Genomic DNA, 20,228 nt, shown 5'->3' on the forward strand with positions numbered 1-20,228 from the left:
GCGGAGTAAAATGTGTCAACTTGATGTTTGTCTGGATGATTTTTTTAGTGATCATTTTGAGGAAGACCATCTGTGATCTCATAGTAATCTCCCTTTTCTGCAACAAAGATATGCTGCCCAAGATTTGTTCCTGTTGGCGTATCAAATGCCCCTAGAGATATGCCTATCCAATGGTGTTTGTCTGTATCAAGGGGATCAAAGAACAAAGATGAACCACACTTAGAACAAAATCCTCGTCTAACTTTTTCTGATGAGTGATGCCAAGATAAGTTTTCAGAACCATAAATTGATAATGAATCACGCGACACCTCAGCACTAGCTAAAAAGTGCCCAGTCCATTTTCGACACTGATTACAATGGCAAGCATCTGTTGTTTCAAGAGCACCTGAAACTTCAAATTTAGCAGCGCCACATAGACAAGATCCTTTATACATTTGATACTCCATTATCATTACTGCCCGAGGGTAGAATTACTTATCAAGTTATTTGCAATTAAGCCATTTTTTTCGCGTTCGGTTGACATGTATCAAACTGGCAAGTTTGATTATTGGTTTGGTCAAAAGTTGAGCACTACCAGCAATGAATAGCCATGTGCCATCTGTAACAAGATTGTCATAAAGGAAAAAAAAGCTACCAATCAAAAACCAGACGGCAATAAGTAAGTCATTGAAGGCACCAGCAGCTTCGTAACGTTGTTGGATTATAATGTGCTCTGGCCTAAGTCGATTTCGATGGGTCCTTTATTTGGTATATTTATCATGTCTAATCCCAATTATCATTTAGGAATGGCTAACGAAGCTGGACACAGTATTCTGCGTGTATCGCAAAACTTGTAGACGCCTACTGTGTTGTACTTACCACTTCTCGCTTAAACTGCTTACATACAATAATTATGAGTGCTGGTGGTTTTGATTGATTATGTCTGAACAAAACATAAGAAATGTTGACGAAATGCTCAATTCATCAATAGTAATGCTCGAAGTCTTAGAGGTTTTAATACTTGAAGGTTGAATCATCGATTACGTTGGTGCTAAAACTATGGTTCACTTATTCATCATTTCACGATGGAGAGAACAGTAGTCTGATTCAAGTGAATGCTGAACATATTCACCAGCTCGAGTTAAACACGAAAGATATCGCAACAAAACCGCTCGTTACTTAACAAGCGGCTGTTCTTATTTTCAGTAATGCTAAATTAGATGCTAATTAACTAAGTATTTAGCGACTAGATCTTCGTTGAGTTCAATACCGAGACCAGGCATATCAGATACAGATACATATCCATTTTCAAACGGTAATTTATTAGTGACTAAATCTGTAAATAATGGGCTATCACTCTGTGAATATTCCATCATGGTGCCGTGTTCACAAGCTGCAAGAAAGTGAACCGATGCAGATAGTAAAATTCCAGTACTGAAACCATGTGGAATCAAACGAGTACCATGCATTTGCGCCAAATCGTAGATCTTTTTCATCTCAGTGATACCACCACAACGTGTGATGTCGGGCTGTACAATATCAACATGAGATTTTTCGAGGAAATCACTGAACTCGTAACGCGTGGTTAAAGACTCTCCACCTGCGATTTTCTGCGATACTTTCGATGATAACTTGGCATAGCTACTTAAGTTATCAGCTAATACTGGCTCCTCAATCCAGTTGAGATTAAATTTTTCTAACCTGCGACACATTTCTAACGCATGACCACAAGTTCCCCACTTTGAAGCCAAGTCAATTTGTACTTCAATTTCATCACCTACTGCTTCTCGAACATGACGAACAATCTCATAATCAACGTCAGGATTATCACCAAAAACACCACCACCGAATTTAATACTAGTAAAACCTTGTTGTACTAACTTCAGAGCAATTTCACGGTTATCTTCAGGGCGATCAGCAGGAATGAAAGTGCCGTATGCTTGAATTTTCTCTCGGTATTTTCCCCCAAGTAGGGTATGGGTAGGTACATTGTAATATTGGCCAGCAATATCCCACAGCGCGATATCAATCGCACTAATAGCATGTATACCTGCACCACGGCGTCCCATGTAGTTCGATCCCCAATACATTTTATTCCATAAGCGCTCTATTTCCAGAGGATTTTCGCCAAGTAACAATGACTTAAGGCCATAACAATATAAGTTTGAGTTCGGTGTCTCGATACAAGCCTTTATCACCGATGGTGATGAATCTGCTTCTCCAATCCCGACAATTCCGCTATCAGTAATTACTTTAACAATGACGGCATCTTCCCCCCAAGTACAAACCTCATTCTCACGAGGAACGCGAAGGTGAATAACTTCAATATCGGTGATTTTCATTTTATTTCCCAAAGTTATGGTTTGATAAGAATTTCTTTAACCCAAAAATACAAAGAATCAAGACTACGATAAAAGGTGCTGCTGTTAGAGTTACAGCTGTTTTTAAAGTCGATAGGGATGCATTGATATAAAGCATAGCAAGCGGTAGCAGACTCAACATTATGCACCAGAAAAGACGTAGAGAACGTTCAGGATCTTGTCCTTGTTGTAAATCTTTTGTGCTCACTGCTGCAACGGTATAAGCCGTGGCATCAAGATGAGAGGCAAGAAATACCATCATCAACAAGAAATAGAATATGGAAAGGAAAGTTCCCATAGGTAAATTGCTAATTAATTGAGCAATAGCTAAGTCACCACTCGTTGACGTTAAAATTTCAGGAACATTAATGGCTCCTGAATTAAACATATCAACGGCATAACCACTCAAGCTACCAAAGAAGAACCAGCAACCAACACAGCCACCTGCAATTAAGCCGAAGACGACCTGACGAATAGTACGTCCTTTAGAAATACGGGTAACGAAAATAGATACGCCAGGAGTATATGTAATCCAATACAACCAGTAGAACACTGTCCAATCTTTGTTGAAGGTGCCATTATTAGTGACATCGGTGAACAAACTCATTTCAACAAAGTTTGACAAGCTGAGTCCCAGAGAGTTAACGAAGAAATCGATAATAAATGTAGTGTCACCCAAAAATAGCACAACCAGACCGAATACGAATGTCATACCACAGGCCATGTGAGCGATTTTTTGTAAACCTTCGCTGATACCGATGTAAGAACTTAAGGTAAAGGTAAGAGTTACAAATGCCAATAATACCGCTTTGAGAAGGAAGGTATTTTCAATACCAAATAACGAAGCAAATCCGGTTGAGACTGTTCCAATGGTAATGGTAGTGGTTAGGATCAGACCGCCAAAGGTGGCAAATAAAAATGTCAGGTCTAAGGTGCGGCCAATAATACGGCTCACGTTACTATTTTCATCTAAATTGAGGATAGAAGAAACGAGTGATGACAGATTTAAACCTTTCGCTTTATTTACATGGAAATGATAAGCCATAGTAATTGAAGCTAGAGCATAAATTGCCCATGGTGTTATTCCCCAATGAAAGAAAACATAAGACAGACTCGTCCTTAAAGATTCATTGGTATGTCCTGAAATATTTAAACCAGTATTATTGTAGTAATAAGCCCACTCCATAAATGCCCAGTACATGGTTGCGGAACCTAACCCTGCACATATAAACATAAACAGCCAACTCATATCTGAATATTCTGGCGTTCCCTCTCCTAATTTAATTGTTCCAAATCTACTCGTGCCAACATACAGAACAACACAAACCGCAATGAACCCAAATAATTGAACCATTGAGCCAATATTACTGGTTAAGCCATGGAACATTGACTTTGCCATTACCTGAGAACTGTCTGGATACATCATTAACAAAGCAATTGTAATGAAGACAAATACTAAACTAATTGATATGAGCGTTTTATCATTTTTTGCAGCAGGAATTTCATCCTGTTGTAGCACCACAGAGTTATCTAACATTTCACACCTCAAATAAACACACGTTATGGATTAAGTCTTTTTATTCTTCGGTGTGGATTTTTAACCACCTGTTACGTATCATCAACCAACATAATATTATAGATCTATAACGTTTCGTTATGAATGACCCAGTTAGCAATAAGTATGTATCTCGTGTCCCGCATCTTTCCTGGTTTATGGCCTTTAAAGCTGTTGCGGATAAGCAAAGTTTTACATTGGCAAGTCGTGAGTTACATCTCACTCAACCAGCCATAAGCCAACAAGTATCAAAGTTAGAATCATTATTAAAAACCAAACTTTTTTTTAGAAGCTCAAGAAAAGTTGTAATGACTGAGGATGGAGAGCGTTTATATGAGAAAATAAATATGCCATTTAATGCATTACTAAATATTGTTGATGAGTTTAATGAAAACTCTAATAGCTATAATTTAAATATTGAAACTGAACCTGTATTTAGCCGATTATTTATTAGTAAATACTTAATCGAGTTTCTAAATAAACATAATTATGTATTAGTTAGGCAGGTATTAACGACTCATCATCTAGATTTTCTACCGGAAACTGAATTAGCAATAAAATGGGGTGAAGGTAGTTGGGATGGTTTTGATGCGCAATTTCTGCTTGGATTAAATTATGTTCCTGTATGTTCTCCACAATACGCCAAAGAACATAATCTTGTAACTACCTCTGATTTATCTAAAGCTGTACTTATTCATGAAAGGGATACAACCGACTGGCAATATTGGCATAAGCACCATCCAGTACAGGGTATAGATATAAAGAAAGGACATGTAGCCGGTGAGTCAGATGCAGTGATGTCCATGGCTATGGCAGGGCTTGGTGTTGCTCTTTGTGGTTATGAACTCGTTAAAGAACATCTTGAGCGAAATGATTTGATTCTTCCCTTTCCTGAGCTTCATGTAAGGCATCATAAGGCTTACTACATTCTCACTCGCAAAAATACCGTGTTATCGAAAGAAGCTATCGGCTTTATTAATTTTCTAACAAAGATTTCCCTAAGCTTTGATACTGATACAAACTGTTGGGAGGAAACAACAGACGTTAGGTGAGCTAGTGAAGTGGGTTGTCATTTTCTACTTTAGTGGTGGAATGGGTCAGGGTATCGCTTCAAAAATTAGAGGGAACGCTAAAAAAATGAGCGGTATTCCCCCTGAACTGACAAAAGGATGATTTGACCATATCTGAACGGGTTGGGTAGAGTAGAGCTATCGAAAGCCTCTCGTCGCGTATAAAATTGGTGTTTTATAGTCCCAACTGTCTATATGGACGGCTATGCAGCAACAACATAAGATCGTATCTATCTTATTTTCAATGCTGATGAGCAATGAAAACCCTGCCGCTTATAGCGGGTTTATTAAAACCAATATTAAACAGACTGGCTTGCAAATAACTACTTCCTGACGGTCAGGCTTCGAAATGCCATATCGGTCAAGTAGTCATTCAGTCGATGTGATGCTGCCACAGCTTCTTCTGTATCAGTGTGGCTTACTGCTCTTAGTACTGTCGCGTGTAAGGATGAAGCTTCAGTTAGATCAGACGTATCATTTTTGTAGGCAAACCAGAACCGACGTGATAATCCTTGTAGTGGAGCCATCGCAAGCTGCAGATATTCATTGCTTGCTGCTTTTACTAATAATGTATGGATTTGCTTTAGAAGCCCTGCATATGTGTAATCATCTTTATTTTTTGCACACTCTTCCAGACTCGACGCCAGTTCGAGCATTTGTTGCTTTTCTTGTACCGTTGCACGAGATGCAGCATAGCTAACACACAGCGCTTCAATATCTCGGCGGACTTCTAGGATTTTAAGTTGGCTTTCTATAGATATTGCTGGAATTTGAATCCCGCGACGAGGGTGAATTTCTGCCATCCGTTCATAAGACAATCTCTGCAACGCTTCCCTTACTGGTGTTCTGCCAAGACCTAAGCTTTCAGCGAGTTGTTTTTCGCTGACCATGCTTCCAGGCTCCAGTTCACGAAAAATAATCATACGTTCTAATTGATTGTATGCAACCTCTGTCTTATTTACCGAACCCATAGTCATTGTTGTCTTATTCCTTCAGGCAATATTTTAGTGAGCGATCTCACGATCAGGACAATTGCCATTGTATCACACAAAGATCAAGAATATATTCAAGACACACAGCTGATATATCAGATGACTATCAGTTATCTATTAGTTGTCTATTAGTGAGGTAGTAATGAAAGATTGGAAAATTGTTCGCCGCTTTGAGGCTGTTCCGGATTTGCCGGTATTGGCTGAAGTTGATGTCCTGGTGATTGGAGGTGGCGCTGCAGGTGTAGCAGCTGCGGAAACTGCGGGACGCATGGGCAAGAACACTTGGCTGATTGAAAAATACGGATTCTGTGGTGGCGCGGCAGTGGCGGGGCTATCAGGTACCATCTGTGGAATGTATATGGCAAGTGACGACCCTGATACACAGCCCGAGCAGGTTGTTTTTGGTTTTACCGAGCGCTTTCGTCAGGCACTGGCTGACAAAGGCGGAGTGACTGGGCCTCAGCGCTATGGCAAAACCTATACTGTGACTCATGACCCTTTGATATGGCGTGAAGTTGCGGATGATTTCCTTGAGCATGCTGGCGTTACCACCTTATTTCATACTGCCGTTACAGGTGTGATTATGGATGGTGATACATTTGAAGGGGTTGTGATTGAATCAAACGCTGGTCAGAGCGTGATCCTTACCAAGATGATTGTGGATGCATCTGGTGATGCCGCAGTCATTGCTCGGGCAGGGATGGATCATTATTTTGGCGATGATGGTCGTATCCAAAACCCTACCATGTTCTTTCGTATTGCTGGTGTCGATATGGATAAATACCTTGAATACTATGGTGATGACACTATTTGCCCGCCGAAAGTTACAGAGAATATTCTGTCGGCGAACCAAAAAGGTGAATACGATCTTCCTCGCCATAAAATCTGGATTTTCCCGACGACTCGTCCGGGTGAGCTGATGGTTAATGCAACGCGTCTGGCGGGACAGGATGGCCGGATGTTGAACGTTATCGATCCTAAAGATTTCACCGAAGCCGAAGTCTTTGGTCGCCGTCAGGTTCGTGGTTACGCAAAGTTCCTCAACAATTATGTACCAGGATGCGAGACCTCTTACGTTGTAGATACAGGTATTGAGGTCGGTATTCGTCAAACTCGCTCTATCGTGGGAGTTGAAATGCTTAGCAATGACGATGTCGTCAACTGCCGCAAGCGGGGGGACAGTATCTGTCGAACACCTTGGCCAATTGAGTTGCATTCAGGCGACAAACCGAAGTTGCATTGGTTGATTGATGATTATTATGACGTACCGTTTAACACGTTAGTTCCTGTTGTTGGTGAAAACATCATTGTTGCTGGCAGGTGCCTCAGTGCTGAACATGAAGCGCTTGCCTCTGCGCGCGTTACTGCACAATGTTTTGAGTACGGGCATGCAGCGGGAATCGCAGCAGTAAAAGCTATCAATGAAAATACTCGAATTCGCGACATCTCTGTTGATGAGGTTCGCAAGGAAATGATTGCCAATGGCAGCAAACTATAACCGAGGAAAGGTAATGAAAGAGTCCATCATTAAGCGAGTTGAAATATACGCGGTTGCAGATCGTAATGCTGAGAGCCTGCCGTGGGCCGATAACCAAGAACCACTATTGTACACTAACAACATTGTTCGTCTGATCACCGAAGATGGTTTAGAAGGTGTTGGTGCGACTATCAGCTACACCGAAAATGATTACGACCGCTGCATCTTAGAGGCGATGCGAACCATTGTTCCGGGGCTGATTGGCAAGAATGCTCTGATGACCGAGGAAATCAATACCTGGCTGATGAATCGTTGCTCATGGGGTGGCTTGATAGCTAAATCTCCAATTGATATTGCTGCCTGGGACATCAAAGGAAAGAAAGCAGGTATGCCGTTGTACATGATGCTTGGTGGTGCACGTAACAAAATGCTTTCTTATGCCTCTACGCCCATGTTTGATACTGTGGAAGAGTACTTCCCGTTCATTGATGGTTGTATCGACCATGGTTTTAAGGCCATCAAGCTGCATTGCTATTGTGTCTATGAAAAAGATCTTAAGTTGGTTAAAGCCATACAGGAACGTTACCAAGATTCTGGAATTGCGCTGATGCTCGATACCGCGACTTTCTACAATCAGCAAGAAGCGTTGAATATGGCGAAATTGCTGGATGAGTACAATTGGGCATGGTATGAAGCGCCTGTATCTGATTATGACTATGCAAGCTATCAGCGCCTTGTTAAAGAAACCAATCTGGAAATCTCTAGTCATGGTAATTGCCTTCTGACTCTTCAGGAAGTTGCTTTTGCTCTGGCAAATAACCTATGGTCTGACGTTCGTCAGGATGCAACGGTTTGTGGTGGCATTACGCCATTGAACAAGTGTTTTGCGCTTGCCGAAGCTCATGGCAAAAACTTAGAGATACAAAGCTGGGGTTACACCATTACTCAGGCGGCCAATTTACATGTAGCATTGGCTCATAATAACTGCCGATTTTTTGAACAGGCTTACCCATACGAGAACTTCGAGCTAGGTTCCAAAAACGTTATTAGAACAGACAAAGATGGTTATGTTCATGCTCCAGAAAAACCTGGGCTTGGTATTGAGATGGACTGGGATGTTATCCGTGAAAATGCGATAGGCCATTATATTTTCGAATAATTATAACAATAACTCTAGTTAGCAATGGAAATTACGCTTCCATATATTTCAACTGAAACAATGTGGAAGTGATTTTACTAATAAATGGGACAAGACGTGATGAAAAGTACGACAGGAAGTAGTAACTTTGACAGATTCAGTATCATTACTTCACTAGCTATTGTATCTGTAATATCAATATTCTTTTTAACTAACCCTGATCAAGCAATCAAGATTGCTGGTAATATATTTACACTGATTGCATATAATTTTGGTACCCCAATTCTTTGGTACGCATTTGGGCTTGTTATTCTTGCTGCCTTTTTTGTATTTAGTAAATATGGTCACATCCGGATGGGAAATGAGAAACCTGAATTCTCTACATTTTCTTATATTGCTATGATGGCATTAGCCGGAGTGGGCTCTGGGACAGTTTACTGGGCCTTCCTCGAGTGGTCTTATTATATCAAGACACCACCTTTCGCGATTGAAGCTGGCTCGGTCACTGCGGCTGAATGGGCGGTTACCTATAGCCTTCATCACTGGGGGATCATTGCTTGGGCTATCTACGCTATTACAGCAATTCCGGTTATGTATTCTTTCTATATCAGAAAAAACCGCTCACTCAAAATTAGTGATGTCGTGATGTCGATGATCAAAAATAAGACGACAGCAAAGATTGTCGGTCGTGTCATTGATGTTATGTATCCAATTGCATTAATTTTTGGATTGATCATAGTGTTGTCTCTTGGGGTTCCCATTATATCTGCTGCCGTTTCTTTACTTTTTGGCATTTCGGATAGTTTAACTTTGAAATTATCAATGCTTGTTATTGTGGCTGCGTTATTAATAGCGAGTTCTTTCTTTGGTATAGAGAAAGGGATGCAGAAAATAAGTAATAATGGTACTTATTTTGTTGTTGCTTTAGCATTATATATTTTGATTTTTGGTCCGACTCAATTCATCCTTGAAAATACAAGTTCGTCCATTGCAATTTGGGCTCAGAACTTTATTAAAATGAGTTTGTATACTGATGCGATAAATCAGGCCAAGTTCCCCCAGTCTTGGACTGCGTATTTCTGGGCGTACTGGATGATCTTCATCCCGCTGATGTGTGTCTTTGTTACTAAGGTATCTAAAGGCCGTACTATCCGTGAAGTTATTATCTGTATGATTGGTGGTGGTACTGCTGGTATTGCAGCACTTTTCTCGATTGTTGGCTCTTTTATGATGAAGACTCAGCTTGACGGGAAAGTTGAAATTGGCAAGATGGTCTCTGAAGGTCAAGCTAGTGAAGCAATTGTTAAGGCGCTTGATACCTTACCTCTTTCATCTGTAATTCTAGTGGTGTTCATTATTTCAACGTTCTTGTTGTTGGTTACGACGCTTGATGGCTCTGTATTTGCCGTTGCATGTAATACTCAGAAAGAACTCGATGAAAATAATAATCCGTCTACATACTTAAAAATATTTTGGTGCTTAATTATTGTTGCATTACCGACAATCTTCATTACGGTTAATGCCCCCGTACAGTCAATGCAATCAGCAATATTAATTTTTGCATTGCCGATTCTGCTGTTAACTTCTTATATGCTATATAAAACCGTTGGCTATATGCGTGAAGACTACTCACATCTTACTGTGATGGAAATTCAGGCCATGCATAAACTTGAGCTTGAAGTCGAAGAAGAACAGAAAATGCCAGAACATGTTGAGGGTGCTTCAGCAGAAAGCTACCAACAGGGATAGAAAATAATAGGCACAGTGTTAACTGTTCTACTAATAATAACAACTCTAGCTCTTCCTAGGGTTGTTATTATTGAAGTGTTATTAAAAAATTTGGCCACCACTGACCAAATGATGGAGGGAATTAACAGACGTTTGATGAGTCAGTAAAACGGATTGTTATCTACTACTTGTAAACGCTTATTTCTATCAAATTTTCATCTGGATCCAAAAAGTATACTGACTCAATTTCTCCTACAGCGCCTGATTTGCTTACTGGACCTTCTACTATTTTTACATTCTCACTCATTAGGTGAGTAATTACTTCTTTTAAGTTCCACTGTGTAATAAGGCACAAATCACCAGAGCCGACTTGGGCTCTATTTCTTGGCTCTTGGCCTAGTGTTTGCAGATTGATTTTTTGAGCGCCAAACTTTAGTGCTTTGCGTCCATTGCCGAAGGCTATTTCCTCCATAAGTAGCACTCGACGGTAGAAACCCAACGTGACTTCAATATCAGAAACGGTTAGAACGATATGATCTATGTGACTTATCATCTTACTTCCTTGTGCACTAATGTTGTCTTAAAATTCTAGTAACAAACTTGATTATTGAAATAGAAAGAAGAGGGCGTAACGTGAAGATAAAACAAAAATGCCAATCAACGAATTGATTGGCATTTATTTATTTTCTAGCTGTTACGTATGTCTGAATTACTCTTGATTCTTTTTCATCGCAATGGAGATGCAGTATGCTGCGCCGCCCCATGTGATACCAAAACCAAACAGCATCATTATAATTGCACCTGTAGTCATAATTAACCCTCCTGTTGGCTTGGTGATTTAGATGTTACGTTGATGATAACCGCGACAACAAACATTGCAGCAACCAAACCCCAACCCAGCATCAGTAGGTCAGACATTTCATAACCACCGTAACCTTCGTTGAATGTTTTCCAAAGATTCGTTGCAAGAATTACCGCAAGCATTATTGGGCTGATGAAGCGGATACAAATTTCGAACCACTTACCAATGCTAAAGTCAGAGATATCATTGGCGTAATCGCGAATATCTGAAATCTTAAGCAACCAACCGATAACGATAAGTTCAACTAGACAGCTTGCAAGTAGTGCAACGTTGTTAATGAAGTAATCAACTAGGTCAAGTAGCAGTAGACCGCCATTCGTTGCAAATGCCATTGATACGGCAAAACCTACACCACAAACAACAGAAGCTGCTTTCTTACGTGACCAGTTCAGCTTGTCAATAACGGCTGACGTTACTGCTTCAATGATTGAGATATGTGAACTCAAACCGGCAACAACAAGCGCCAAGAAGAATAGTGGTCCAAGAATATACGGTGCTGGTAGTAGGTTAATAGCCGCTGGAATAGTAACAAACGCTAAACCTACACCTGCTGTTACAACTTCCGTTATTGGTTTCGCTTGGTCTTGAGCCATATAGCCCAATACTGCGAAAATAAGCACACCAGAAGTAATAGAGAAACCACAGTTAATCAGTACAGTCATGAATGCGTTGTTATTAATGTCAGATTTCTCTGGCAAGTAACTTGAGTAAGCAATCATGATGGCAAAACCGACACTCAACGTGAAGAATATCTGTCCATATGCTGCTGACCAAACCGTAGGGTCTGTGATCTTGCTAAAGTCTGGTTCGAATAGGTAGTTAACACCGTCTAGTGCGCCAGGTAGGAAAACAACACGTGTAATTAAGCCTATAACCATAAGGAATAGAAGAGGCATCATTATTTTACTTGCGCGTTCGATACCGCCTTTAATACCGGTAAAGATTGCTGCAAAAGTGATACCCCAAGCTAATACCATTGGTAGAACAATGTGCATTTGCAAATTGCCTAGCTTACTTGGTGAATTTTCACCTAGCTGTAGGTATTCACTAAAGAAGAAGGCATTAGTATCGGCCCCCCAACTTTGTGTGAACGAGTACCCTAAATATGAAATTGCCCAACCGATAATTGCGACATAATAAACAGCAATAACCGCAGCAATAAATACTTGGAACCAACCAAGCCACTCAAGTTTTACACCTAGCTTAGAAAAAGCACGAGGTGCAGCACCACGAAGTTTATGACCTAAAGCGAATTCCATAATCATAAATGGAATACCGGCTGAAATCATGGCGAAAAGGTAAGGAATAAAAAATGCGCCGCCGCCATTCTCGTAAGCCATGTATGGGAATCGCCAAATGTTACCTAGGCCAATGGCTGAACCAACCGCTGCCAAGATAAAACCGGGACGAGAGCCCCATTGTTCTCGCTTCATAAACATCTCCTTATGTACTTAATCACTATGAAACTAAATATTCTTAGAGATTTATTCTCTAAATCAGAATCCTAAGTCGTGACATCTGGTTTGATAAGCCACGCTGATGAGTTGAGATTAACCAGAGATAATATGTAAATCAATAGAGTGTGCCTTTGTTAACAACCTGCCATAAAGGTGTTAACGTTTGGTTTTTTACTCTAATGATTGTTGAATAGGGCGGTTGGCGGGTTGATAATTGAAGTTAATCACTGTCTATCGCTCATTTTGCAGTGTTTTATTTTATTTTATAATGGTTGTAAAAATGACTGCAAAATAAGCGAAAACTAGCAGGTAGCGGCTGATTTGCAAAATATCAGCCATATTACATAACTTTTAGCCCTGCCTTTTAGAAGGTAAAACTAAGTCCTAGATTTGTTTGAAATTGACTTAATAGCTTCGAGTCTACGTGAATTTTACAGGTTTCATCACCCGTTGGCAGGGTACAGATTGAAGATGTATTGCTATCTACAAAGTTTGCTAACCATCGAGTTTCAAAAACAATTTTTGCATTTTTATGCAATTTGTATTCGGCACCACCAAACAGACCAGCAGAGAATAAAAGACTGTTATCAGACCAGTCGGCATCTACGAAAGTACCTCCTAAACTGGCTCCAAAGTAGGTGTCAATTCTAGGGATTAGTTCGAAACGGAGAGAGCTTTGAAAATGAAGGTATGTAAAAGAGGTATCATTTTTAAAATCTTGTGTCTCTGTGGGTAAGTAGCTAATAAATAAGCCAACTCTTCCTGGGTCAACATCGGTTTCAACAGATAGTGCAAAATGAAGGTCGTTTTCAGGCTGAATATTTATGCCATTTTCATCCGTTACATCACCAGAAAATGTATAACCAACAAAAGGTGTGATATGTACAGGGTACTCTGCGGCTACTTGGGAGGAAAAAAATGCGATGATACCTAACACTAAGGTACTAATCGTTGATGGTTTCATACATTTTCCCTATATCCTTTAGAATTGTGGGTTTAATTGTGACAGCTATCTTAAAAACGTGCTTATAAATTGATAAGGATCTTGAAGTCACCCTAAACTATAGTTAATAATATGTTAACTAGTTGGTTCGAAAAGGATGTGGGATATGGAAGCTGATCTAAAATTTGCACTTATTACAACGGGTGTGGTTTTTGCTATTCTGATTGGGTTTGGATTAACCGCAATTGGCGCGTAATATTGTGCGATAAATATGTAACTTATTAATAATAGTTAATGTTTTGTGTTTGTCGTTCCGTTTACGTTAAACATGGAATGATATTCTTACTACAATGATTTCTGGTGAGTTTTTTGTAGAGGGAATATGTCGAATCATCTGCCGTTTAGCTTGAGCTCTATTGATTTACATACTATTAACGAATTTTCGACGCAGATTGCTCAGTCGCGTCGAAAGAAAATTGCTTTAGTTGTTCAAGGTGGAGGTCAAAGAGGAGTATTCACTGCGGGTGTGTTTGATGCATTTTTGGAAGCCGGTTTTGACCCTTTTGAACTGTATATTGGCACATCTGCTGGCGCCTTGACGGTATCTTCTTTTCTTAGTCGCCAGCCTAACTACAGTTATAACTTCATTGTTAATTACACGACGAATGATGAATTTTTTAACCTTTATAAATACCTTAGCCAACAAAAGCCACTAAATCTTGATTGGGCGTTACAAGCTATTTCACCGGGTGGCGATACTCCTCTTGATTTTCAGCAAGCACGTAAGACATTAATTCACCGTAATGCTTATGCATGTGCAACGCGTAAAGATACCCTTCAAGATATTTACCTTCCTATGTATCAAGAAAACTGGCGAGAAGTATTACGTGCTACTTGTGCTATTCCGGTTCTTTATAATCAGCCAGTGAATATCAATGATCTTGAATGGGTTGATGGTGGTGTTGCTGCTGCTGTACCGGTGAAAGAAGCGTGGAGGCAAGGGGCTGAGTTAGTTGTTGTGATAAGAACAGAGCCGATTAATGAAGATCTGATACAAACCAGTTCAGACGGTAGTGCTGAAAAGTCACCTGGTGTATTTGATGATTGGCGAGAAAGAATAGAAGCAACACTTCCGCAGTATATTGAGAAGCTAAGCCTTAATGAACCAATGGATAAAATTAAAAATATACATAGCGATTTAACCCTGCGATTTGAATCATGGAAAGAAACTCGCGTTAATAATGAAGATAGTCATTATCGTAATATGAGCGTATTCGATATGATGAATAAATTTGACCAACTCAATGATAGAGAAAAGATAAATACGACGAGCAGCGATAAAGAAAAGCTTATTCATGAAAGCAAATCACCTTATTGGTCATTGTTTGCTTCAAATAATATTGAACGGTTTTTATCAATGGCAGGAAAAAGTAAAAGTGCGGAAGTGATGGATATGCTAAGGCGTTACTATTATACATATAATGATTTAAATGCGTTTTTAGTTAATCTTCCTGAAGGTTTGAAGGTCATTCAAATTGCACCTGAAAGTAGCTTAAAAAGTCGTGCATTGCTGAGTAGTGAAGATGATCTAGAAGTTGATTATCTAGAAGGGAAAGTAATAGGGCGTCAATTTTTAGAGCACTTTGCCGATATTTTAAATGAAAAAACAACGTTGAAAAGTGATAAATAAAAACACAGCGAATGCTGTGTTTTTATTTTAGAGAGGATAAAACAGTAATACTTTACCCTACTCGAATTAATTAATACTTTAGCTAAATTACGAAAGTACTTTTTGTAGCCAAGGCCAGCCTTGTTTCTTACGGCTTAGCGTATTTTCCATTGTAAGTACGCCATTGTCTGCGAATGTGTCTAATGTCGCATTCCACTCACCTTTAAATAGTAAGCGTGTCGTACTTGTTGTGATGTCTGTAAGCATTAGAGCTGCCATTGCTAAACCTTCTTCGTCACAACGACGTTGAAGATCTGCGTTTAGCTCATCAATCATGCTGTCAACTTGTTCAAGTGTTGCTAGCTCAATTTGACCAACAACAACATTACGGTTATTGAATGGGTATGCTTTAAGATCTTTTTCAACTAACTCTGAAGCGGTTAGACCTTCAATGTCAGTTTTTGCGATTAGAAGCTCTTTGATGAACAGGTCAAGATCTTCAACACCAGCAAGTGGTGTTAGCTCTGCAATTGCATCACGATCTTTCTGAGTACATGTTGGAGAGGCGAAACCTACTGTGTCACTTAGAATTGCAGACATCATTAATGTTGCAAGTGGCTTCGTGATTTCAGTACCTTCCATCTTGAATAGGTTAAACATGATTGTACATGTGCAACCAACAGGCCAAATCCATGCTTCTAATGGATTAACTGTCATCACATCACCCAAACGGTGGTGGTCAACAATACCTACGATTTCAGCTTCTGCGATATCGTCCGGTGCTTGCGCAAGATCGGTGTAGTCTACTAACCATACTTTTTGACCGGCAACACCAGTACACATTTCTGGCTGCTCAACACCAGCAGTTTTCAGGATGTGCTGAGTTTCACGGTTAAGCTCGCCTTGACGAACGGCTTTTGCTTCTAAACCACGAGCTTTAAGAAGTGCTTCACCTACAAGAGCTGAACAGATGCTATCACTATCTGGGTTTTTGTGACCTACAACTTGAATCATCATGTTTCCTTTACTGCGCCGATTACAGCAACAACCTGCTGTAAGACTGAATGGGACTAACCTGGTGGCTTAATTTCTTGAAATGAAGCCAGAGCAAGTGATCAAACTCGGGCAATTCTAGAGGTTTTTTACAAAATAACCAATTAAGTTGCGCAATTAAAGGTGCAGTTGGTTAAATCCGCACCTAACTCAAGCTATCTAAATATGAATTTAGTGTTTGATTTTATACAATTAAAATAAGTATCTGATCATTTTGCTTGTTCTATCGCAACGGCAACGGCAACAGTTGCGCCGACCATTGGATTATTCCCCATACCAATAAGCCCCATCATTTCTACGTGGGCAGGTACAGATGATGAGCCAGCAAATTGGGCGTCAGAGTGCATACGACCCATTGTGTCTGTCATACCGTAAGAAGCTGGACCTGCTGCAACATTATCAGGGTGAAGAGTACGACCAGTACCACCACCTGATGCAACAGAGAAATACGTTTTATTCGCTTCTAGACGTTCTTTTTTATATGTACCAGCAACAGGGTGCTGGAAACGAGTAGGGTTGGTTGAATTACCAGTGATTGAGATATCAACCTCTTCACGGTGCATAATCGCAACACCTTCACGTACATCGTCTGCACCGTAGCAATTAATTTCACCACGCTGGCTTGTTGAGAAGCGACGTTCTGATACTACATCCAATTCACCTGTTTCGTAGTTGAATTGAGTTTGGATGTAATTAAAGCCATTAATACGGGCAATCATATACGCAGCATCTTTGCCTAAACCATTAAGTATTACGCGAAGAGGGTGATGACGTACTTTGTTTGCATTCATTGCGATTTTGATTGCGCCTTCAGCTGCAGCATAAGATTCGTGACCCGCTAGGAAACAAAAGCACTGAGTATCGTTATTCAATAAACGTGCGGCTAAACGGCCATGACCTAAACCAACTTGACGTTGATCGGCAACAGAGCCTGGAATACAGAAGGCTTGCAAGCCTTGACCAATATAGTCTGCTGCTTCAGCTGCATTTTTAGCTTCTTCTTTTAGTGCGATAGCTGCACCTAATACGTAAGCCCAAGAAGCATTTTCAAATGCGATAGGTTGTGTTTCTTTTACAATGTCATATGGGTTAACGTTACGTTCTTTACAATATTCAAGTGCTTCTTCAAATGACGCGAAACCGTATTGTTCAAGTACTGGAGTGATTTGGTCGATGCGACGGTCGTAACTTTCAAATAGAGCCATGATGGTATCCTCAAAATTCAGCGTAATAGCGTGTGATGCGTAAGTCGTGGTATGACAGCGTTTATTGGTGGCGAGGGTCGATAGTGCGAACCGTTTCGTCGAAACGACCGTATTGACCGCTGGCTTGTTCCATCGCTTCTTTAGCTGATGTTCCTTTGCCGATAAATTCCATCATTTTTCCAAGGTTAACGAATGAATAACCAATGATTTCATCGTTGTCATCCAGTGCTAACTTAGTGACATAACCTTCTGCCATTTCCATGTAACGAGGGCCTTTTTCACGCGTACCGTAGTGAGTACCAATTTGGCTACGTAGCCCTTTACCTAAGTCTTCAAGACCTGCGCCGATTGGTAGGCCATCAAGTGAGAAAGCCGTTTGCGTACGGCCGTATACGTACTGTAAGAAAATCTCACGCATTGCCACGTTAATCGCATCACAGACAAGGTCTGTATTTAAGGCTTCAAGGATGGTTTTACCGGTAATTATTTCAGATGCCATCGCAGCAGAGTGAGTCATACCAGAGCAGCCGATAGTTTCAATCAATGCTTCTTCAATGATGCCATCTTTAACATTAAGAGTAAGTTTTGCTGCGCCTTGTTGTGGTGCACATGTGCCCACACCGTGGCTAACGCCGGAAATAGCAATAACATCTTTCGGGCTAACCCAGCGACCTTCTACAGGAATAGGGGAAGACGCATGTTGCGGTCCGCGAGAGATAGGACACATGTTTTGAACTTCTGCTGAATATTGCATTACTCTGCCTCATTTGCTGTTCTAGCGTTGTACCGTTCAATTCGTAGTTATTGTGAAATCGCGTCTAATAAAGGCGAACGATTTGAACCGTATAAACTGAATGATTGTGCTTTAAATAAAGGGCAGAGAACGGTAGAGGATAATTACGATCTAACAACTGCAGCTTTCTATGGATGTAGGGATCCATGAAAAAGCTTCCTCTGGCCATTCTATGCCAATGTTGTTAGACGTCATCATCCTTATAAGAAGGGTAAACTTCAGTAAGGCAGTTAAAGGAGGAACATCATCTCCCGTCATAATAACAAGTGGGTTATTGTGACTTCGACGCGGTGTGTAACCTGCCGATGAAGTGACTATACGCCGTTATCTGAGAGTGTGTTGCGATAAATAATCAAACAAACATTGCAAATTTGAATGACGCTTAACGAAATTGAATCGGAATCTGCTTTGTACAGTAATTGGCGAGATCTGAAAACGGCATCGGCTTGGCATAATAATAACCTCGCATAAGTGTGATGCTTTTTTGATTCAAGTAGGCAAATATTAAGTGTGTTAGATATTGTTAAATGCAACAGCACGCTGGCAATGTACTGGGGGAGTTTGTAGTATAACCATCTGTTATTTAAGTTTACTTTCTTCATGGAGGAAGCCGATGCAAGCATGTTTTTATGTTGATGATTTGTTTTATCGCCAGCACCAATTTGAGTTACCACTGGATTATGCAGATCAAGATGGTGAAACAATCCGCGTGTTTGCACGAGAGGTTGTCGCGAAAGATAAGCAAGATACTGATTTACCGTGGCTTGTTTACTTGCAAGGTGGCCCTGGTTTCCCAGCTCCACGTCCAGATAGCAACAGCGGCTGGTTTAAGCGTGCTTTAAAACAATACCGTATTTTATTGTTGGATCAACGTGGTACGGGATTAAGTACGGTGATCAGCCATCAAACTTTAGCCTGTAAAACACCGGAGCAACAAGTCACGTACTTGAGCCAATTCCGTGCTGATAATATTGTGCGTGACGCTGAAGCGATTCGCGAGCAGTTGGGTATTCAACAGTGGGCGTTGCTAGGGCAGAGTTTTGGTGGCTTCTGTGCGTTACATTATTTGTCTTATTATCCGCAGAGTTTGTCTCGTGCTTATCTTACGGGCGGTATTCCGTCGATGACGCGTCATGCTGATGATGTGTATCAAGCAACGTATCAACGTGTATTGGATAAAACCCAACAGTTCTTCCATGCGTTTCCTGCAGCACAAGGTATGTGTAACCGTATTGCCGATTACTTGCTGAATAATGAAGTTATACTGCCTAACGGTCAGCGTTTTACTGTAGAGCAATTCCAATTGATTGGTATCAATCTTGGTCGCAGTGGTGGTGCGTTAGCCATGTATTACTTGCTGGAAGATGCCTTTGTTGACGTAAATAGTCAACCTGAACTGAGTTACAGTTTCTTAACCGCGATGTTAGCTGAGCAGTCATACCTGACTAACCCGATCTATGCCGTTTTGCATGAATCGATTTATTGTCAGCAAGATGCATCACAGTGGTCTGCACACCGTGTTCGTGAACACTATCCGCAATGCAATTATGTTTCTGGTGCAGATTTCTGCTTTACTGGTGAAATGGTATACCCGTGGATGTTCGAACAACTCGAAACACTCAAGCCATTAAAAGTTGCGGCGAATTTGTTAGCCGCGAAAGCAGATTGGCCGCAGTTGTATGATATTGAGCAATTAGCAAAGAATACCGTACCAGTTACTGCTGCGGTTTATGTTGAAGATATGTATGTAGAGTTTGATTATTCGCGTGAAACATTGGCTTTAATGCCCAATGCAAAAGCATGGATGACGAATGAATATGAACATAATGGTTTACGAGCAGATGGTGAGCGTATTCTCGATAAGCTTATATCTATGGCTGAAGTGATAGAGCAAACACAAAGCTAAAACTTAAATGCGAATTACTCGAAGTTATAAAAATTAAGGTG

General features: G+C 40.5%; 19 protein-coding genes and 1 riboswitch. Of the genes, 7 read left to right on the forward strand and 12 right to left on the reverse strand.

The window, feature by feature from the left end:
* Nucleotides 1-44: 44 nt before the first annotated feature.
* From C9J12_RS08560 to C9J12_RS08575, 4 genes are all read right to left on the reverse strand, one after another.
* Nucleotides 45-434, reverse strand: a complete 390-nt coding sequence (locus C9J12_RS08560; protein ID WP_107242313.1) for a GFA family protein — start codon at nt 432-434, stop codon at nt 45-47.
* A gap of 48 nt (nt 435-482) precedes the next feature.
* The gene (locus tag C9J12_RS31600) at nt 483-641 is read right to left on the reverse strand and encodes a YrhK family protein (RefSeq protein ID WP_265416142.1); all 159 of its coding nucleotides are present in this window, start codon (nt 639-641) and stop codon (nt 483-485) included.
* Nucleotides 642-1,202: 561 nt separating this feature from the next.
* Nucleotides 1,203-2,321 carry a mandelate racemase/muconate lactonizing enzyme family protein gene (locus C9J12_RS08570; protein ID WP_107242315.1) on the reverse strand — a complete coding sequence of 373 codons (1,119 nt, stop codon included), beginning with the start codon at nt 2,319-2,321 and terminating at the stop codon, nt 1,203-1,205.
* 1 nt (nt 2,322) lies between these two features.
* Nucleotides 2,323-3,876 (reverse strand): BCCT family transporter, encoded by a 1,554-nt coding sequence (locus C9J12_RS08575; RefSeq protein ID WP_107242316.1) that lies wholly within the window; start codon nt 3,874-3,876, stop codon nt 2,323-2,325.
* Nucleotides 3,877-3,995: 119 nt separating this feature from the next.
* Between C9J12_RS08575 and C9J12_RS08580 the strand changes: the two genes are divergently transcribed.
* The gene (locus tag C9J12_RS08580) at nt 3,996-4,946 is read left to right on the forward strand and encodes a LysR substrate-binding domain-containing protein (protein WP_107242317.1); all 951 of its coding nucleotides are present in this window, start codon (nt 3,996-3,998) and stop codon (nt 4,944-4,946) included.
* 341 nt (nt 4,947-5,287) lie between these two features.
* On the opposite strand, the gene C9J12_RS08585 is transcribed toward C9J12_RS08580, so the two are convergent.
* Entirely contained in the window at nt 5,288-5,941 is a 654-nt protein-coding gene (locus C9J12_RS08585; protein ID WP_107242318.1) for a GntR family transcriptional regulator, read from the reverse strand.
* Nucleotides 5,942-6,098: 157 nt separating this feature from the next.
* Here C9J12_RS08585 and C9J12_RS08590 point away from each other — a divergent pair, with 157 nt between their 5' ends.
* The 3 genes from C9J12_RS08590 to C9J12_RS08600 all read left to right on the forward strand — a co-directional run bounded on the left by C9J12_RS08590 (nt 6,099) and on the right by C9J12_RS08600 (nt 10,320).
* Nucleotides 6,099-7,454, forward strand: coding sequence for an FAD-dependent oxidoreductase (locus C9J12_RS08590; protein WP_107242319.1), 1,356 nt, complete (start codon nt 6,099-6,101; stop codon nt 7,452-7,454).
* A complete protein-coding gene (locus C9J12_RS08595; RefSeq protein ID WP_227876305.1) occupies nt 7,438-8,592 on the forward strand; it encodes a mandelate racemase/muconate lactonizing enzyme family protein in 1,155 nt (384 codons plus the stop codon). Before C9J12_RS08590 ends, C9J12_RS08595 begins: the two co-directional genes overlap by 17 nt.
* 99 nt (nt 8,593-8,691) lie before the next feature.
* A complete protein-coding gene (locus tag C9J12_RS08600) occupies nt 8,692-10,320 on the forward strand; it encodes a BCCT family transporter (protein ID WP_227876308.1) in 1,629 nt (542 codons plus the stop codon).
* 163 nt (nt 10,321-10,483) lie between these two features.
* Here the strand turns inward: C9J12_RS08600 and C9J12_RS08605 are convergent, their stop codons facing one another.
* From C9J12_RS08605 to C9J12_RS08620, 4 genes are all read right to left on the reverse strand, one after another.
* Nucleotides 10,484-10,852: a VOC family protein gene (locus C9J12_RS08605; RefSeq protein ID WP_107242321.1), complete on the reverse strand. Its 369-nt coding sequence runs from the start codon at nt 10,850-10,852 to the stop codon at nt 10,484-10,486.
* 156 nt (nt 10,853-11,008) lie between these two features.
* Nucleotides 11,009-11,110 carry a MetS family NSS transporter small subunit gene (locus C9J12_RS08610; protein ID WP_006232190.1) on the reverse strand — a complete coding sequence of 34 codons (102 nt, stop codon included), beginning with the start codon at nt 11,108-11,110 and terminating at the stop codon, nt 11,009-11,011.
* Nucleotides 11,111-11,112: 2 nt separating this feature from the next.
* Entirely contained in the window at nt 11,113-12,594 is a 1,482-nt protein-coding gene (locus C9J12_RS08615) for a sodium-dependent transporter (protein ID WP_107242322.1), read from the reverse strand.
* Between the two features lie 388 nt (nt 12,595-12,982).
* Complete coding sequence (locus C9J12_RS08620; RefSeq protein WP_107242323.1) at nt 12,983-13,582, reverse strand: hypothetical protein; 600 nt, start codon at nt 13,580-13,582, stop codon at nt 12,983-12,985.
* A 145-nt stretch (nt 13,583-13,727) separates the two neighbouring features.
* On the opposite strand from C9J12_RS08620, the gene cydH reads away from it, so the two are divergent.
* Both cydH and C9J12_RS08630 read left to right on the forward strand, forming a co-directional pair.
* A complete protein-coding gene (cydH, locus tag C9J12_RS08625) occupies nt 13,728-13,817 on the forward strand; it encodes a cytochrome bd-I oxidase subunit CydH (protein WP_041394124.1) in 90 nt (29 codons plus the stop codon).
* 126 nt (nt 13,818-13,943) lie between these two features.
* On the forward strand, nt 13,944-15,251 hold the full coding sequence (locus C9J12_RS08630; protein ID WP_107242324.1) for a patatin-like phospholipase family protein: 1,308 nt from the start codon (nt 13,944-13,946) through the stop codon (nt 15,249-15,251).
* Between the two features lie 87 nt (nt 15,252-15,338).
* On the opposite strand, the gene C9J12_RS08635 is transcribed toward C9J12_RS08630, so the two are convergent.
* From C9J12_RS08635 to C9J12_RS08645, 3 genes are all read right to left on the reverse strand, one after another.
* On the reverse strand, nt 15,339-16,244 hold the full coding sequence (locus tag C9J12_RS08635; protein WP_107242325.1) for a manganese-dependent inorganic pyrophosphatase: 906 nt from the start codon (nt 16,242-16,244) through the stop codon (nt 15,339-15,341).
* A gap of 248 nt (nt 16,245-16,492) precedes the next feature.
* Nucleotides 16,493-17,488 carry a GGGtGRT protein gene (locus tag C9J12_RS08640; RefSeq protein WP_107242326.1) on the reverse strand — a complete coding sequence of 332 codons (996 nt, stop codon included), beginning with the start codon at nt 17,486-17,488 and terminating at the stop codon, nt 16,493-16,495.
* Nucleotides 17,489-17,549: 61 nt separating this feature from the next.
* Nucleotides 17,550-18,242: an iron-sulfur cluster assembly scaffold protein gene (locus C9J12_RS08645; RefSeq protein WP_107242327.1), complete on the reverse strand. Its 693-nt coding sequence runs from the start codon at nt 18,240-18,242 to the stop codon at nt 17,550-17,552.
* A gap of 217 nt (nt 18,243-18,459) precedes the next feature.
* A riboswitch (Fluoride riboswitch) is annotated at nt 18,460-18,542 on the reverse strand.
* A 352-nt stretch (nt 18,543-18,894) separates the two neighbouring features.
* On the opposite strand from C9J12_RS08645, the gene C9J12_RS08655 reads away from it, so the two are divergent.
* Nucleotides 18,895-20,187: an alpha/beta fold hydrolase gene (locus C9J12_RS08655; RefSeq protein WP_107242329.1), complete on the forward strand. Its 1,293-nt coding sequence runs from the start codon at nt 18,895-18,897 to the stop codon at nt 20,185-20,187.
* The last annotated feature ends 41 nt before the right edge of the window (nt 20,188-20,228 follow it).

Origin of the sequence: Photobacterium frigidiphilum, assembly GCF_003025615.1 — a bacterium.
GTDB lineage: Bacteria > Pseudomonadota > Gammaproteobacteria > Enterobacterales > Vibrionaceae > Photobacterium > Photobacterium frigidiphilum.

Excerpts from the sequence above, each read along its gene's own strand:
- C9J12_RS08560 (WP_107242313.1), bottom strand. The coding sequence starts at position 434 with ATGTATAAAGGATCTTGTCTATGTGGCGCTGCTAAATTTGAAGTTTCA.
- C9J12_RS08570 (WP_107242315.1), bottom strand. The coding sequence starts at position 2,321 with ATGAAAATCACCGATATTGAAGTTATTCACCTTCGCGTTCCTCGTGAG.
- C9J12_RS08575 (WP_107242316.1), bottom strand. The coding sequence starts at position 3,876 with ATGTTAGATAACTCTGTGGTGCTACAACAGGATGAAATTCCTGCTGCA.
- C9J12_RS08580 (WP_107242317.1), top strand. The coding sequence starts at position 3,996 with ATGAATGACCCAGTTAGCAATAAGTATGTATCTCGTGTCCCGCATCTT.
- C9J12_RS08585 (WP_107242318.1), bottom strand. The coding sequence starts at position 5,941 with ATGACTATGGGTTCGGTAAATAAGACAGAGGTTGCATACAATCAATTA.
- C9J12_RS08590 (WP_107242319.1), top strand. The coding sequence starts at position 6,099 with ATGAAAGATTGGAAAATTGTTCGCCGCTTTGAGGCTGTTCCGGATTTG.
- C9J12_RS08595 (WP_227876305.1), top strand. The coding sequence starts at position 7,438 with ATGGCAGCAAACTATAACCGAGGAAAGGTAATGAAAGAGTCCATCATT.
- C9J12_RS08600 (WP_227876308.1), top strand. The coding sequence starts at position 8,692 with ATGAAAAGTACGACAGGAAGTAGTAACTTTGACAGATTCAGTATCATT.
- C9J12_RS08605 (WP_107242321.1), bottom strand. The coding sequence starts at position 10,852 with ATGATAAGTCACATAGATCATATCGTTCTAACCGTTTCTGATATTGAA.
- C9J12_RS08610 (WP_006232190.1), bottom strand. The coding sequence starts at position 11,110 with ATGACTACAGGTGCAATTATAATGATGCTGTTTGGTTTTGGTATCACA.
- C9J12_RS08615 (WP_107242322.1), bottom strand. The coding sequence starts at position 12,594 with ATGAAGCGAGAACAATGGGGCTCTCGTCCCGGTTTTATCTTGGCAGCG.
- C9J12_RS08620 (WP_107242323.1), bottom strand. The coding sequence starts at position 13,582 with ATGAAACCATCAACGATTAGTACCTTAGTGTTAGGTATCATCGCATTT.
- cydH (WP_041394124.1), top strand. The coding sequence starts at position 13,728 with ATGGAAGCTGATCTAAAATTTGCACTTATTACAACGGGTGTGGTTTTT.
- C9J12_RS08630 (WP_107242324.1), top strand. The coding sequence starts at position 13,944 with ATGTCGAATCATCTGCCGTTTAGCTTGAGCTCTATTGATTTACATACT.
- C9J12_RS08635 (WP_107242325.1), bottom strand. The coding sequence starts at position 16,244 with ATGATTCAAGTTGTAGGTCACAAAAACCCAGATAGTGATAGCATCTGT.
- C9J12_RS08640 (WP_107242326.1), bottom strand. The coding sequence starts at position 17,488 with ATGGCTCTATTTGAAAGTTACGACCGTCGCATCGACCAAATCACTCCA.
- C9J12_RS08645 (WP_107242327.1), bottom strand. The coding sequence starts at position 18,242 with ATGCAATATTCAGCAGAAGTTCAAAACATGTGTCCTATCTCTCGCGGA.
- C9J12_RS08655 (WP_107242329.1), top strand. The coding sequence starts at position 18,895 with ATGCAAGCATGTTTTTATGTTGATGATTTGTTTTATCGCCAGCACCAA.